The sequence below is a fragment of the Solwaraspora sp. WMMA2065 genome, assembly GCF_030345075.1.
Lineage (GTDB): Bacteria > Actinomycetota > Actinomycetes > Mycobacteriales > Micromonosporaceae > Micromonospora_E.
In genome coordinates this window covers 5,470,371-5,484,791 of sequence record NZ_CP128361.1, presented here as the reverse complement: position 1 = coordinate 5,484,791, position 14,421 = coordinate 5,470,371, and the positions used below count along the sequence as shown (strand labels likewise).

13 protein-coding genes are annotated in these 14,421 nt (G+C 71.5%); 1 reads left to right on the top strand and 12 read right to left on the bottom strand.

Annotated features, from left to right (window positions below; translation table 11 throughout):
* Window positions 1–39 precede the first annotated feature (39 nt).
* Window positions 40–600, bottom strand: coding sequence for a peptide deformylase (locus O7610_RS24905; protein ID WP_281552821.1), 561 nt, complete (start codon window positions 598–600; stop codon window positions 40–42).
* The gene (locus O7610_RS24900) at window positions 597–1,109 is read right to left on the bottom strand and encodes a glycine cleavage system transcriptional repressor (RefSeq protein ID WP_281552820.1); all 513 of its coding nucleotides are present in this window, start codon (window positions 1,107–1,109) and stop codon (window positions 597–599) included. The genes O7610_RS24905 and O7610_RS24900 overlap by 4 nt, the downstream gene beginning before the upstream one ends.
* Window positions 1,110–1,283: 174 nt before the next feature.
* Here O7610_RS24900 and O7610_RS24895 point away from each other — a divergent pair, with 174 nt between their 5' ends.
* The gene (locus O7610_RS24895; protein WP_281552819.1) at window positions 1,284–2,180 is read left to right on the top strand and encodes an iron-sulfur binding domain-containing protein; all 897 of its coding nucleotides are present in this window, start codon (window positions 1,284–1,286) and stop codon (window positions 2,178–2,180) included.
* A 125-nt stretch (window positions 2,181–2,305) separates the two neighbouring features.
* Here O7610_RS24895 and O7610_RS24890 read toward each other — a convergent pair whose 3' ends face one another.
* From O7610_RS24890 to O7610_RS24845, 10 genes are all read right to left on the bottom strand, one after another.
* A complete protein-coding gene (locus O7610_RS24890; protein ID WP_281552818.1) occupies window positions 2,306–4,837 on the bottom strand; it encodes an ATP-dependent Clp protease ATP-binding subunit in 2,532 nt (843 codons plus the stop codon).
* A 497-nt stretch (window positions 4,838–5,334) separates the two neighbouring features.
* Window positions 5,335–5,685 (bottom strand): histone-like nucleoid-structuring protein Lsr2, encoded by a 351-nt coding sequence (locus O7610_RS24885; RefSeq protein ID WP_123603817.1) that lies wholly within the window; start codon window positions 5,683–5,685, stop codon window positions 5,335–5,337.
* A 109-nt stretch (window positions 5,686–5,794) separates the two neighbouring features.
* On the bottom strand, window positions 5,795–7,312 hold the full coding sequence (gene lysS / locus O7610_RS24880; RefSeq protein WP_502959051.1) for a lysine--tRNA ligase: 1,518 nt from the start codon (window positions 7,310–7,312) through the stop codon (window positions 5,795–5,797).
* Between the two features lie 107 nt (window positions 7,313–7,419).
* Window positions 7,420–8,178: a type III pantothenate kinase gene (locus tag O7610_RS24875; protein ID WP_281552816.1), complete on the bottom strand. Its 759-nt coding sequence runs from the start codon at window positions 8,176–8,178 to the stop codon at window positions 7,420–7,422.
* A 16-nt stretch (window positions 8,179–8,194) separates the two neighbouring features.
* Window positions 8,195–9,181, bottom strand: coding sequence for a carboxylating nicotinate-nucleotide diphosphorylase (nadC, locus tag O7610_RS24870; protein ID WP_281552815.1), 987 nt, complete (start codon window positions 9,179–9,181; stop codon window positions 8,195–8,197).
* Window positions 9,166–10,860, bottom strand: coding sequence for an L-aspartate oxidase (locus O7610_RS24865; protein ID WP_281552814.1), 1,695 nt, complete (start codon window positions 10,858–10,860; stop codon window positions 9,166–9,168). The genes nadC and O7610_RS24865 overlap by 16 nt, the downstream gene beginning before the upstream one ends.
* Before the next feature lie 106 nt (window positions 10,861–10,966).
* Window positions 10,967–11,872 (bottom strand): septum formation family protein, encoded by a 906-nt coding sequence (locus tag O7610_RS24860; protein WP_281552813.1) that lies wholly within the window; start codon window positions 11,870–11,872, stop codon window positions 10,967–10,969.
* 106 nt (window positions 11,873–11,978) lie between these two features.
* On the bottom strand, window positions 11,979–12,425 hold the full coding sequence (panD, locus tag O7610_RS24855) for an aspartate 1-decarboxylase (protein WP_281552812.1): 447 nt from the start codon (window positions 12,423–12,425) through the stop codon (window positions 11,979–11,981).
* Window positions 12,425–13,339: a pantoate--beta-alanine ligase gene (gene panC / locus O7610_RS24850; RefSeq protein ID WP_281555807.1), complete on the bottom strand. Its 915-nt coding sequence runs from the start codon at window positions 13,337–13,339 to the stop codon at window positions 12,425–12,427. The genes panD and panC overlap by 1 nt, the downstream gene beginning before the upstream one ends.
* A gap of 23 nt (window positions 13,340–13,362) precedes the next feature.
* A complete protein-coding gene (locus O7610_RS24845; protein WP_289211990.1) occupies window positions 13,363–14,319 on the bottom strand; it encodes a Rossmann-like and DUF2520 domain-containing protein in 957 nt (318 codons plus the stop codon).
* Window positions 14,320–14,421: the final 102 nt, after the last annotated feature.

Sequence of the window (14,421 nt, the reverse complement as noted above, 5' to 3'; positions counted from 1 at the left end):
ACCGATCGGCCGCGACGCGCCGAGGCCCGGGGCACCCGCTCAGAGATATGTCTTGCGCGGGAAGACCGCGTGCGCCCCGGCCACCCGGTCCAAAAACAGCAGACCGGCACAGTGGTCGATCTCGTGCTGGGCGGCCCGCGCCTCGAACCCGTCAGTGACCAGGCGTACCGGCTCACCGGTGCCGGGTAGTTGCGCCTCCACCACGACCCGGGTGGCCCGTTTCACGTCACCGGTGAGATCCGGCACCGACATGCAGCCCTCCCGGCCCGGCCGCCACCGAGTCGCCTCGAGCAGCCGGGCATTGCACAGGACGAACGTGCCATGCCCGGTGACCGTCTTCGGGTGCCCGGTCACGTCGACCGCGAAGACCTGCGCGCTGATCCCGATCTGCGGCGCGGCCAGGCCGACACAGCCGGGTGCGACCCGCATCGTGGCGACCAGGTCGGCGGCAACCTGGACCGTATCGGCGGCGCACGGATCCACCGGCTCACCGGCCCGGCTGAGCACCTGGTCGGGCGCGGCGACCACCGGGACCACCCGCCCCGGTACGCCGAGCGCCGTCTCGGTCCAGTCGGCCAGGGTACGGCTGACCGTGCTCACAGCACGTCCGAATCGACCGACCGGAGGGTCACCTCGACGTCGAGCGCCCGGGCCGTCTCGGACAGTCGACGGCCGACCTCGGCTGCCGTCCCGGCTGGCAGCTCGACCTCGGCGACCAGCACGTAGAGCGGGCCGGTCAGCCGGGTGGTCAGGTCAGTGACGTTGCCGCCCGCCTCGGCGACCACCCGGGTCACCGCCGCGACGATGCCGAGCCGGTCGGCGCCGTGCACACTGAGCAGGTGCGGTTCGCCGCCCGCCGGCTGCTGACCCTCCGCCGGGACCGGCCGTACGGTGGCCAGCAGCTGGCCGTCGGCGGTGAGCGGCCGCAGTGCCTGTTGCACCGCGGCATCGGCCGGACCGGCGCAGACCAGGGTCATCGCGAAGTGGCCGCGCAGCCGGGTCATCGTCGAGTCGGTCAGATTGGCGCCGAGACCGGCCAGCACCTCTGCGACGTCCGCGACGATGCCGGGCCGGTCGCGCCCGATCACGGTGATCGCGAGTTCGTTCATGCCAGCAGTCTGCCCGACCGGGTGCCGGGCCGACCGGTCGGCCCGGCACCGTCTCCCGTCCGGTGACGGCCTGGGGCAGGACGGCCTGGGGCAGGACGGCCTGGGGCAGGACGGCCTGGGGCAGGACGGCCTGGGGCAGGACGGCAGCCACGGCATGGCAGGATCGGCGGCGCCATGCGTGACGTGAGTTTCGCCGACACGGCGATCGAATGGTTCGACCGCAACGCCCGTGACCTGCCCTGGCGGGAGCCGGGGGTCGGTGCCTGGGCAATCCTGGTAAGCGAGGTGATGCTGCAGCAGACCCCGGTGGTCCGGGTACTGCCGGCGTGGCACGCCTGGTTGGACCGGTGGCCGGACCCGGCGGCGCTGGCCGCCGACTCACCGGCCGAAGCGATCCGGATGTGGAACCGGCTCGGCTACCCGCGTCGCGCGTTGCGGCTGCATGAGTGCGCCACGGTGCTGACCGAGCGGTACGACGGCAAGGTGCCGACCGGTCTGGACGAGTTGCTGGCGCTGCCGGGAGTCGGCACCTACACCGCCCGAGCGGTCGCCGCGTTCGCCTACGGTCAGCGGCATCCGGTGGTGGACACCAACGTCCGGCGGTTCGTGGCACGGGCGGTCGACGGGGCGGCCGACGCCGGGCCGGCGACCCGCCCGGCCGATCTCGTTGCCACCGCCGCGTTGCTGCCGGCCGAGCCGGCCCGGGCAGCCCGCGCCAGCGCCGCGTTCATGGAGTTGGGAGCGGTGGTCTGCGTGGCCCGGACACCACGCTGCGGGGTGTGTCCGGTGGCCGGCCGCTGCGCCTGGCGGGCCGCCGGCCGGCCGGCGGCGAGCGGGCCGAGCCGCCGATCGCAGCGGTACGCCGGCACCGACCGGCAGGTCCGTGGCCTGCTGCTGGCGGTGCTGCGGGAGGCGACCGGGCCGGTGCCGCAGCAGCGGCTGGACGTGGTGTGGGGCGACGATCTGCAGCGCCGTCGGGCACTGGCCAGTCTGATCGAGGACGGCCTGGTGGAGCCGGTGGCCGACGACGGCGCGCCGCCGATCGGGTACACGCTGGCCGGTCAGGGCTGACGGCCTCCGAGCTGACGCCGGGCTGTCGGCTCTCCGGGCTTCCGGGCTGACGGCCGAGGCCGTAGACGCAGTGCGGCGCCGACGGCTTTCACCGTCGGCGCCGCACTGACAGTCGGCTACCGGTCCTACTCGTCCGCGCCGGCCGCCGTGGCACCGCCGAGGTCGGCGGGAACCGCATCCGGTACGGCGACCGGACGGTCAGCGCCTTGGAAAACGAGCTTGGACTTGTCGATGTCGTCCGGGTCGCCCTCGCAGTCGATGACCACGATCTGACCCGGCTTGAGCTCGTTGAACAGGATCCGCTCCGACAGGTTGTCCTCGATGTCGCGCTGGATGGTGCGACGCAGCGGCCGAGCCCCCAGCACCGGGTCGAAGCCCTTGTTCGCCAGGTACTTCTTGGCGTTGTCGGTGAGCTCCATGCTCATGTCCTTGTTCCGCAGCTGGGTCTCGATCCGGGAGATCATGATGTCCACGATCGACAGGATCTCGGTCGGGTTCAGCTGGTGGAACACGATGGTGTCGTCGATCCGGTTGAGGAACTCCGGCCGGAAGTGCTGCTTCAGCTCGTCGTTGACCTTCTGCTTCATCCGGTCGTAGTTCGAGTCGGAGTCCTCCGACGCCTGGAAGCCCAGCGACACCGCCTTCGCCACGTCCCGGGTGCCCAGGTTCGTGGTCAGGATGATCACCGTGTTCTTGAAGTCGACGATCCGCCCCTGACCATCGGTGAGCCGCCCGTCCTCCAGGATCTGCAGCAGCGTGTTGAACACGTCCGGGTGGGCCTTCTCGATCTCGTCGAACAGCACCACCGAGAACGGCCGACGCCGCACCTTCTCGGTCAGCTGCCCGCCCTCGTCGTAGCCGACGTACCCGGGCGGGGCACCGACCAGCCGGGACACCGTGTACCGGTCGTGGAACTCGGACATGTCCAGCTGGATCAGCGCGTCCTCGCTGCCGAACAGGAACTCGGCGAGCGCCTTCGACAGCTCAGTCTTACCGACACCGGACGGGCCGGCGAAGATGAACGAGCCGGACGGCCGCTTCGGGTCCTTCAGGCCGGCCCGGGTCCGCCGGATCGCCTTCGAGACCGCCTTGACCGCGTCGGACTGGCCGACGACCCGCTTGTGCAGCTCGTCCTCCATGCGCAGCAGTCGGGAGGTCTCCTCCTCGGTCAGCTTGTAGACCGGGATGCCGGTCCAGTTGCCGAGCACCTCGGCGATCTGCTCGTCGTCGACCTCGCTGACCACGTCGAGGTCGCCGGCCTTCCACTCCTTCTCCCGCTGCGCCTTCTGCCCGAGCAGCTGCTTCTCCTTGTCCCGCAGCTGCGCGGCCCGCTCGAAGTCCTGCGCGTCGATCGCGGACTCCTTGTCGCGACGCACCTGGGCGATCCGCTCGTCGAAGTCACGCAGGTCCGGCGGCGCGGTCATCCGACGGATCCGCATCCGGGCGCCGGCCTCGTCGATCAGGTCGATCGCCTTGTCCGGCAGGAACCGGTCGGAGATGTACCGGTCGGCCAGCGTCGCGGCGGCCACCAGGGCGGCGTCGGTGATGCTCACCCGGTGGTGCGCCTCGTAGCGGTCGCGCAGGCCCTTGAGGATCTCGATGGTGTGGGCCAGCGACGGCTCGCCGACCTGGATCGGCTGGAACCGACGCTCCAGCGCGGCGTCCTTCTCCAGGTGCTTGCGGTACTCGTCGAGGGTGGTCGCCCCGATGGTCTGCAGCTCGCCTCGGGCCAGCATCGGCTTGAGGATGCTCGCCGCGTCGATCGCACCCTCGGCCGCACCCGCGCCGACCAGGGTGTGGATCTCGTCGATGAACAGGATGATGTCGCCCCGGGTGCGGATCTCCTTGAGCACCTTCTTCAGGCGCTCCTCGAAGTCACCGCGGTAGCGGGAGCCGGCGACCAGCGCACCGAGGTCGAGAGTGTAGAGCTGCTTGTCCTTCAGCGTCTCGGGCACCTCGCCCTTGATGATCTTCTGGGACAGGCCCTCCACCACGGCCGTCTTGCCGACGCCGGGCTCGCCGATCAGCACCGGGTTGTTCTTGGTCCGGCGGGACAGCACCTGCATGACCCGCTCGATCTCCTTCTCCCGGCCGATGACCGGGTCGAGCTTGCCCTCCCGGGCCGCCTGGGTCAGGTTACGGCCGAACTGGTCCAGCACCAGACTGGTCGACGGGGCGGCTTCGCCCGCTGCGGCGCCGGCGGCCGCCGGCTCCTTGCCCTGGTAGCCCGACAGCAGCTGGATCACCTGCTGGCGCACCCGGTTGAGGTCGGCGCCGAGCTTGACCAGCACCTGGGCCGCGACGCCCTCGCCCTCACGGATCAGGCCGAGCAGGATGTGCTCCGTGCCGATGTAGTTGTGGCCGAGCTGCAGCGCCTCCCGCAGCGACAGCTCCAACACCTTCTTGGCCCGCGGCGTGAACGGGATGTGCCCGCTCGGCGCCTGCTGGCCCTGGCCGATGATCTCCTCGACCTGTTGACGCACACCTTCCAGCGAGATGCCCAGGCTCTCCAGGGCCTTCGCCGCCACGCCCTCACCCTCGTGGATGAGGCCGAGCAGGATGTGCTCCGTGCCGATGTAGTTGTGGTTGAGCATCCGGGCTTCTTCCTGAGCCAGGACGACAACCCGTCGCGCTCGGTCGGTGAACCGCTCGAACATGCCCTCGTGCTCCTCACGTGCCGTGCGCCAGTGGTCTTGGCGGGCCAGCGCACGAGCCTCCAGGCGGAAGCTCGTGCCATCACTCTATCGCCGTGGGCCGACTCCGCTCCTGCCGTGTCGGGCCGGAGCAGGGGCGATCCGCAACGTTTACCCCAACTGTGCCGGGTCGTTGGCTGTTCCCCGAGGCTCCGGCGCTACGCGGTGAGCGAAATCCGCTCGGTCCGGTGACCGGGCGCGGCATCGGCCAACCGGAACGCGCCGTCCGTACCGCCACCGCCCCACCGGTCGTCCACAGGCCTGTGGACAACCGGTGCACAGGCTGTGGACAACCCGCCACGCTCTGGCCGGAGCAGTAGACCGGCCGGCCCCCGGCAGGATCGCGCTGCAACCGCCAGACCCCAGAAACGGACACGAGGTACGGATGAGACATCCGTACCTCGTGTCACTGGCTCCGACTGGCCGACGAGGGCTGGCCGGGACCGGCACGCCTGGGACGATCAGCGCCCGGCTTTGGCGTGGTACTCGTCCACGATCTCCTGCGGGATGCGCCCGCGGTCGGAGATCTCCTTGCCTTCCTTCTTCGCCCAGGCCCGGATCGCCCGGTTCTGCTCACGGTCGGCGGCGGCACCGCCCCGACCCCGCGCGGCCCGACCACCCACGACCACGCCACCGCGGCCGATCTTGGTACCGGCAGCCACGTACGGAGCGAAAACCTGCCGCAATTTGTCCGCGTTCTTCTCCGAGAGGTCGATCTCGTACTGGACGCCGTCGAGGGCGAACTTGACGGTCTCGTCGGCGTCGCCGCCGTCCAGATCGTCGACCAGCTTGTGAATGATCTGCTTGGCCACAGGCCGTTGTCCTTCCGAGCACGTTCTCCCGCAATCAGGAGCACAATAGCCCGAAAGATGCGCCAGCCGTCAATAGGACGCGCAAACTCCCCGAAAAAAATCTGGCCGACTACTCCGGACGGACCAGAGGGAAGAGGATGGTTTCGCGAATACCCAGGCCGGTCAGGGCCATGAGCAACCGGTCGATTCCCATTCCCATGCCCCCGGCCGGCGGCATTCCGTACTCCATGGCCCGGAGGAAGTCCTCGTCGAGGCGCATCGCCTCCGGGTCACCACCGGCGGCCAGCCGCGCCTGGGCCACCAGTCGCTCCCGCTGCACCACAGGGTCGACCAGCTCGCTGTACGCGGTGGCCAGCTCGACGCCGCGCACATAGAGGTCCCACTTCTCGGCCAACCCCTGCTCGACGCGGTGCGCCCGGGTCAGCGGGCTGGTCTCCACCGGGTAGTCCCGCACGAAGGTCGGCTGGAGCAGAGTCGGCACGACCAATTCCTCGAAGAGTTCCTCCGCCAGCTTGCCCGGACCCCACTTCGGGTCCACGGCGACATCGAACTTCTCGGCGTAACGTAGCAACTGCGCTCGGTCGGTCCGTACAGTGACTTCCTCACCGAGAGCTTCTGACAACACTCCGTACAGAGTCACCGTACGCCACTGGCCACCAAGGTCGAACTCCGACCCGTCGGCGTGGATCACCACATGTGACCCACTGATCGCGCTGGCGCACTCCTGTACCAGATCCCGGGTCAGCCGCGCCATGGTGTCGTAGTCCCCGTACGCCTCGTAGGTCTCCAACATGGCGAACTCAGGCGAGTGCGAAGAGTCAACCCCCTCATTGCGGAAGTTCCGGTTGATCTCGAACACCCGGTCGATGCCGCCGACCACGCAGCGCTTGAGGAATAGCTCGGGAGCGATTCGCAGATACAGATCGACATCAAGAGCGTTGCTGTGCGTGACGAACGGCCGGGCCGCTGCGCCCCCGTGCAGCACCTGCAGCATCGGCGTCTCCACCTCGGTGAACCCCCGCTGGTGGAAGGAGTCGCGCAGGGTACGCAGCACCGTCGCCCGGGTTCGCACGGTCCGACGCGCCTCCGGACGGACGATCAGGTCGACGTACCGCTGCCGGACCCGGGCCTCCTCACTCAACGGCCTGTGCGCCACCGGCAGCGGACGCAGCGCCTTGGCGGTCATCTGCCACGAGTCGGCGAGCACCGAGAGCTCACCCCGACGGCTGGTGATCACCTCGCCGGCCACCCCCACGTGGTCGCCGATGTCGACCAGCCGCTTCCAGTCCTCCAGCCGCTCGGCACCGACCCGATCCCGGGACAGCATCACCTGCAACTCGGTGCCATCACCCTCACGCAGCGTCGCGAAACAGAGCTTGCCGGTGTTCCGCACAAAAATCACCCGGCCGGTGACCGCCGCCTGTTCGCCGGTGGCGGTGTCGATCGGCAGGTCGCCGAAGCGCTGCCGCAACTGCGCCAGAGACGTGGTCCGGGGGAAACCGACCGGATAGGGCTCCGCGCCCTGGGCCAGCAGCCGGTCCCGCTTCTCCCGGCGCACCCGCATCTGCTCGGGCAGATCCGCTGCGGAATCGTCGGGTACGGTCACGTGCTCGGTCACGGCGGGCATCCTCAACACAGGGGGTACGGACAACGGTGCGACCTCGTGGTCACGGTCCGGCCACGAGCGTACTCAACCAGGGTTCCGTGACGCAGCTGACAAGGCCGCAGTGGGGATCAGGTGTTCCGCTCGTACACCATCCGCAGGCCGATAAGGGTGATCATCGGTTCGTGGTGGGTGATGGTGCGGCACTCACCGATCACCACCGGGGCCAGTCCGCCCGTCGCGATAACTGCGCTGAGCTGCCCCAACTCCGCCGCCATCCGCTCCACGATGCGGTCCACCTGGCCGGCGAAACCGAAGTACATGCCGGACTGCAGGCACTCTACGGTGTTCTTGCCAATCACCGACCGGGGCCGGGTCGGCTCGACCTTGCGCAGCTGGGCGGCGCGGGCCGACAACGCGTCGAAGGATATCTCGATGCCGGGAGCGAACGCCCCGCCGAGGAACTCACCCCGGGCGCTGATCACGTCGAAGTTGGTGGTGGTGCCGAAGTCGACGACGATCGACGGGCCACCGTACAAGGTGTGCGCGGCGAGGGTGTTGACCACCCGGTCCGATCCGACCTCCTTGGGGTTGTCGATCGCCAGCTGCACCCCGGTCCGCACCCCGGGCTCCACGATCACGCTGGGAATGTCGCCGTAGTAGCGGCCGAGCATGGTCCGCAGCGAGCGCAGCGCCGCCGGTACGGTCGAGCAGGCGGCCACCCCGGTGAGTTCCACAGCATCCCCGGCGAGCAGCCCGCGGAACATCAGGCCGAGCTCGTCGGCGGTTGACCGGGCGTCGGTCTTGATCCGCCACGAGTGCACCAGCTTGTCCCCGTTGAACGTGGCCAGCACCGTGTTGGTGTTACCGATGTCGATGCAGAGCAGCATGTCGTCCCCTCGACGGTCAACCGGCGGGCCGGTCGGCACCAGCCGACGCGCTGACACCGGCCGGTCGCAGATCCAGCGCGATGTCCATGATCGGCGAGGAGTGGGTCAACGCCCCGACCGACAGGTAGTCCACCCCGGTCCGCGCGTACCGGGCCGCGTTGGCCAGGGTCAGTCCGCCGGTGGCCTCCACCTCGACCCGGTCACCCACCTCGGCGACGACCGCGCTCAGCAGCTCCGCCGGCATGTTGTCGCAGAGCAGGAACGTCGCCCCGGCCTCGACCGCCTCGACCGCCTCGGCCAACGTGGTCACCTCGACCTCCACCGGTACGCCGGGGAAGGCCTCGCGCACCCGGCGGTACGCGGCACCCACCCCGCCGGCGGCCAGCTTGTGGTTGTCCTTGACCATCGCCACGTCGTACAGACCCATCCGCTTGTTGCCGCCGCCGCCGACCCGCACCGCGTACTTCTCCAGCAGCCGCAGCCCGGGGGTGGTCTTGCGGGTGTCCAGCACGGTCGCCTTCGACCCGGCGAGGGCGTCCGTCCAGGCCCGGGTATGGGTGGCCACCCCGGAGAGCCGGCTGATCAGGTTGAGCGCGGTCCGCTCGCCGGTGAGCAGGGTCCGGACCGGGCCGGTCAGCGTGGCCAGCACCGTACCGGCCGGCACCCGGTCACCGTCGGCGCGGTGCAGCCGCACCTCGACCGGGCCGGCAGAGCCGGCACCATCGGCAGAGCCGGCACCGCCGACCGAGCCGGCAGGGTCGGCGGTCGGCGACGGGACCGCCGCGAAGACAGCGGCGACCAGCGGCAACCCGGCCACCACCCCGGCGGAGCGGGCCACCAGTTCGGCGGTGCCGAGCTGCCCCGGATCGATGGTGGCCGCCGACGTGACGTCCAGCCGGTCCGGGCCGAGATCCTCGGCCAGCGCGGTCGCCACCACCCGGTGGACCACCTCCGGGTCCAGACCGCAGGCCAGCGACGCGGCGACGGTCACCTCGCTACGCATGACGGCTCCCAGGTGAGAGTGGGCTGCCCGACCGGGCCGAGCGCGCTGACCAGATGCCCCAGCCAGCCCTCGGCCGCCGACGGGAAATCGTCGCGCCAGTGACAACCCCGGGTCTCCTGCCGGGCGTACGCCGCCGCCACCAGCGCGGTGGCGACGGTGACCAGGTTAGTCGCCTCCCATCCGGCGGTGCCCGGCGTGCCCCGGCCACCGGCGAGCCGGCGCAGCTCGACGGCGGCGCCGTCCAGCGTCGTGGCGGAACGCAGCACTCCGGCGCCCCGGCTCATCGCCCGCTGCAGCGGCTGCCGGGCCTCGGCCGGCAACAACCAGCCGTCGGCCCGATCGGTCGCCCGGCCGGTACCGGCCGGCTCCAGCTGCGGCGGCAGGTCGCGGGTGACGTCCCGGGCGATCCGCCGGGCGAAGACCAGGCCCTCCAGCAGCGAGTTGCTGGCCAGCCGGTTGGCACCGTGCACACCGGTGCAGGCCACCTCGCCGCAGGCGTACAGGCCGGGGATGGTGGTGCGGCCGTGCAGATCGGTGCGGACGCCGCCGGACGCGTAGTGGGCGGCCGGTGCCACCGGGATCAGCTCCTCGGCGGGGTCGATCCCGATGGCCCGGCAGGACGCCACAATCGTCGGGAAACGCCGGGCCAGGAACTCACCGCCCAGATGCCGGGCGTCGAGCTGTACGTGGTCGACGTCGACCGCCGACATCACCCGGTGGATGCCCTTGGCGACCACGTCGCGTGGGGCCAACTCGGCGAGCTCGTGCTGGCCGAGCATGAACCGCTTGCCGTCGGGGTCGAGCAGCAGCGCGCCCTCGCCGCGCAGCGCCTCGGACACCAGCGGCTGCTGGCCGCTGCCGCCAGTGACACCCGGCACCACCAGGGCCGTCGGATGGAACTGGACGAACTCCAGGTCCGCCACTGCCGCGCCGGCTCGCAGCGCCAGCGCCACACCGTCGCCGGTGGAGACCGCCGGATTGGTAGTGGTTGCGAAGATCTGCCCCATCCCGCCGGTGGCCAGCACCACGGCGCGGGCCAGGATCGCGCCCACCCCGTCCGGCGAGCCCTCGCCGAGCACGTGCAGAGTGACTCCGCAGGCCCGGGCCGGCTCCCCGTCGGCGTCCGGTGCGGCACGCAGCAGGTCGACGACCAGAGCGTGCTCGACCAGCCGGATCCAGGGGTCCCGACGGACCGCGGCGTGCAACGCCCGCTGCACCTCGGCGCCGGTGGCGTCGCCGCCGGCATGCACGATCCGGTTGGCCCGGTGACCACCTTCCCGGGTGAGCAGCAGCACACCGTCGGCGTCCCGGTCGAACTCGGCACCGACCCGGATCAGCTCCCGGATCCTGGCCGGCCCCTCCTCGACGAGCACCCGGACCGCGTCCGGATCGCACAGCCCGACCCCGGCGGTCTCGGTGTCCTGCGCGTGCGCGGCCGGGGTGTCCAGCGGGTCCAGCACGGCGGCGATCCCACCCTGTGCCCACCGGGTCGACCCGTCGTCGATGTTGACCTTCGTCACGACGGTGACGTGCAGCCCGGCTTCCCGCAGGTAGAGCGCGGCGGTCAGGCCGGCGATGCCGGAGCCGACGACCACCACGTCGGTGGTCTCCGCCCAGCCGGGATCCGGCGCGGCGAGCTGACCGGGCAGCTCGGGCAGGGCCGGGATACGCAGTCGCATGGGCAGAGTCAACCGCGCCGGCCCTGGCAGCGGGCCGCCGGGGCCGGCGGATGTGGGCCGGTACACCCGTCCGGGCACCCGGCGGCGGCCGTCACGAGGCCGGCCACTACTCGTACTGGATGGGCAGGCCCTCGGTGCCGACGTCCTTGAGCGACCGCTCGACGTTGCGTTCGTCGAGCCACAGGTAGCAGCGGACGCCCCGGTTGCCGGCCGCCCACTCGGCGGCACCGCCCGGCAGCGAGATCACCCCGGTACGGAACTGCAGGTTGCCGTCGAGTGGCACATCCGCGTACCGGCCGATCACCTTGCGGCACTCGGTGTGGAACTGGTTCCAGTCCCGGTCCCGGGTCGGATACTCGATGTCCGGTGCCTGCCAGACCCCGGCGAACTCCGCGTTGTGCGGCTCGTCGCACTCCTCGGCCGGCATGGTGTCGATCGCGCCGTTGTCGTCGTTACGGACCGCGTAGCAGGTCAGATGCAGCGGCGATGGCTCGGCCAGCTCGTCGCGCAGGCTCGCGGTGCGCGACGCCGTCCCACCGTTGTCCTCCACGTTGGTCACCTCGGTGACGTCGCAGCGGAACCAGCGGGCACCACCTTCCCAGGCGGCCGGGGACGGCACCGCCACCCCCACCCAGAGCCGGCCGAGCCGCCAGTCGGCACCGACGTACTCGCTGGTCGCGGAGTCGCACTCGGCGTACGCGACACGGATTTCGGGCGAGCCCTGCGCCGGCGGCGCGGTCGCCTCCGCAGCCTCAGCGCCGAACGTGCCGACATGCACCGTCTCCACCCGGTGCGGGGCCGAGCAGTCGACCGGGCTGTACGACGACAGGTAGGCGGTCTCCGCGAAGTCCCCCGGATGGCAGACCTCGGCCGGCGGCACGAACGGGCTCGGCTCGGGGATCGGCTGCCAACTGTTGGTGAGCTCGCCGTCCACCCCGGCGGGCAGGCCGCACCCGGTCAGGCCGAGCACAAGCGCTCCACCGACCGCGAAAGCGGCGGTCCATCGGCGCATCGAGTCCCTCCCACGGGCTGGCTGGCGGTCCGGACCGCCGAGCATACGACACCTTTGAGTGACCGTACGGTCACCGCCCGGCTTGCGGTCGACAACCGTCACCACGCTAAGGCCTGCCGGCAACCACCGGCCAGCCGGCGGCGGTGTCGCCACGGACCGGGTCGCCCACCACACCGGCGGGTGCCCCGGCCGGGTCGGCATCGAGCTGGATCACCCGGTTGGCGGCGTCAACGTGCACCACCCGGGGCTGACAGGCGCGGGCCTCGGCGTCGGTGAACTGCCCGTACGCGATCAGGATCACCAGGTCACCGGGGTGCACCAGGTGAGCGGCGGCCCCGTTGATGCCGATCACCCCACTGCCCCGGGCCCCCTCGATGACGTACGTCTCCAGCCGGGCGCCGTTGGTCACGTCGACGATCGCCACCTGCTCGCCGGGCAGCAGGTCGGCCGCGTCCAGCAGGTCGGCGTCGATGGTGACCGAGCCGACGTAGTGCAGATCGGCCTGGGTCACCGTGGCCCGGTGGATCTTGGATTTGAGCATGGTGCGCAGCATCAGGATCCTTCCGATCGGGAGCCGGCCAGCTCCACCGGGGTGTTGTCGATCAATCGGGTGTCACCGACCCGGGCGGCGATCAGCAGCCGGGCCGGACCGGGCACCGCCGGCCCCAGCTCGGGATCGGTCAGCGCCAGGTAGTCGAGCTCGGCGGCGCCACCGGTGTGCTGGTCGAAGGCAGCCCGGCCGGCGGCCAGCACCTCGTCGGCGGAGACGCCCGCCGTCGCCGCGTCCACGCCGGCCCGCAGTGCCCCGGCCAGCCCCAGCGCCACCTGCCGCTGCTGGGGCGACAGGTAGCGGTTACGGCTGGACCGGGCCAGCCCGTCCGACTCCCGGACGGTCGGCACTCCGACGATGGCCACTGGCAGGTCAAAGTCGCGCACCAACCGCCGGACCAGGGTCAGCTGCTGGTAGTCCTTCTCCCCGAAGAAGGCCAGGTCGGGCCGGGTGATCTGGAGCAACTTCAGCACCACGGTCAGCACCCCGTGGAAGAAGCCCGGCCGGCTCGCCCCCTCCAGGATCTCCCCGATCGGCCCCGGGTCGACTCTGACCTGCGGCTCGCCGTCCGGGTAGACCTCGGCCCGGGCCGGCGCAAAGACCGCCCGGACCCCGGCCCGCCGGCAGACCGCCAGGTCGTCGTCGATGGTGCGCGGGTACCGGTCGAAGTCCTCGGTCGGCCCGAACTGCAGCGGGTTGACGAAGATCGTGGCGATCACGTGGTCGGCGCGGGCCGCCGCCGCGCGCAGCAGGGCGTCGTGCCCGTCGTGCAGGGCACCCATCGTCATCACCACCGCCACCGAGCCGGACCAGCCGGCCCGCAGCGCGGCGAGCTCGGCGCGGGTCCACGCCACTTGCAGCCCGGCCGGTGCGGTCGGCGCGGTCGAGGTGGTCGGCGCGGTCGAGGCCGGGCTCATCGCACTCATCGGACCGGCCGCGCTCATCGGACCGGCTCCCGACGCCGGCCCGACGTGGCGACCGGCTCCCGGCCGGCCAGCACGTCGAGCAGCGGCACCGCAGCGGCCGCCGGCAGCCGGCCGGCGGCGATCGCCCGGTCCGCAGTACGCCGGGCCAACGCCAGATAGCCGGGCAGGCTCTCCGCGGCGGTGTCAGCCAGCCGGTCCAGGTGCCGGGCGACGGTGCCGGCGTCGCCGCGCGACACCGGCCCGGTCAGCGCGGCGTCGCCGTGCGCCAGGGCGTTGTCCAAGGCGGCGCGCAGCAGCGGTGCGAGCACCCGGCCGGGGTCGGCGACCCCGGCGTCGCGCAGCCGGTCGCTGGCCTCGTTGACCAGGGTGACCAGGTGGTTCGCGCCGTGCGCCAGGGCGGCGTGGTAGAGCGGCCGGTCCATCTCGGCGACCCACTCGACGGTGCCGCCCAGCGCCGCCACCAAGCGGGTGGCCAGCGGCCGCAGCGGCCGGTCGGCGGTAACTCCGTAGCTGATCCCGGGCAGCCTGTCCAGGTCGCCGCGCTCGCCGGTGAAGGTCATCGCCGGGTGCAGCGCCAGCGGGGCGGCGCCGACCACCGCGGCCGGGGCCAGCACGGCGAGACCGTGCGCTCCCGAGGTGTGTGCCACGACCTGGCCGGGCCGCAGTACGCCGGCCGCCACCAGGTCGGCCACCACGGTCGGCAGCACGTCGTCGGGCACCGCGAGGATCAGCAGCTCGGCGGCGTCGGCGACCTCGGCCACCGGCCAGGGCTGGACGCCGGGCAACAGCCGGCGGATCCGGTCCCGGCTGGCCGGGCCGGCACCGGAGACCGCGGTGATTCGATGGCCGGCGGCGGTCAGGGCAGCGGCGAGCACCGCGCCTACCCGGCCGGCGCCCACGACCCCGACAGCAGGGTCGGTAACCCGGGCAGCGGAAACGTCCGCCGCCGCCGGGCGCGCCGATGCGCTCATGATGTGATCCAGTCCTCGAACGGGGGTACCGGTCGATGCCAGTATGCGCCGAGGCAACGGACCGGAAACAACGGTGTGTGAAAACCTTCACCCGCTGATCTA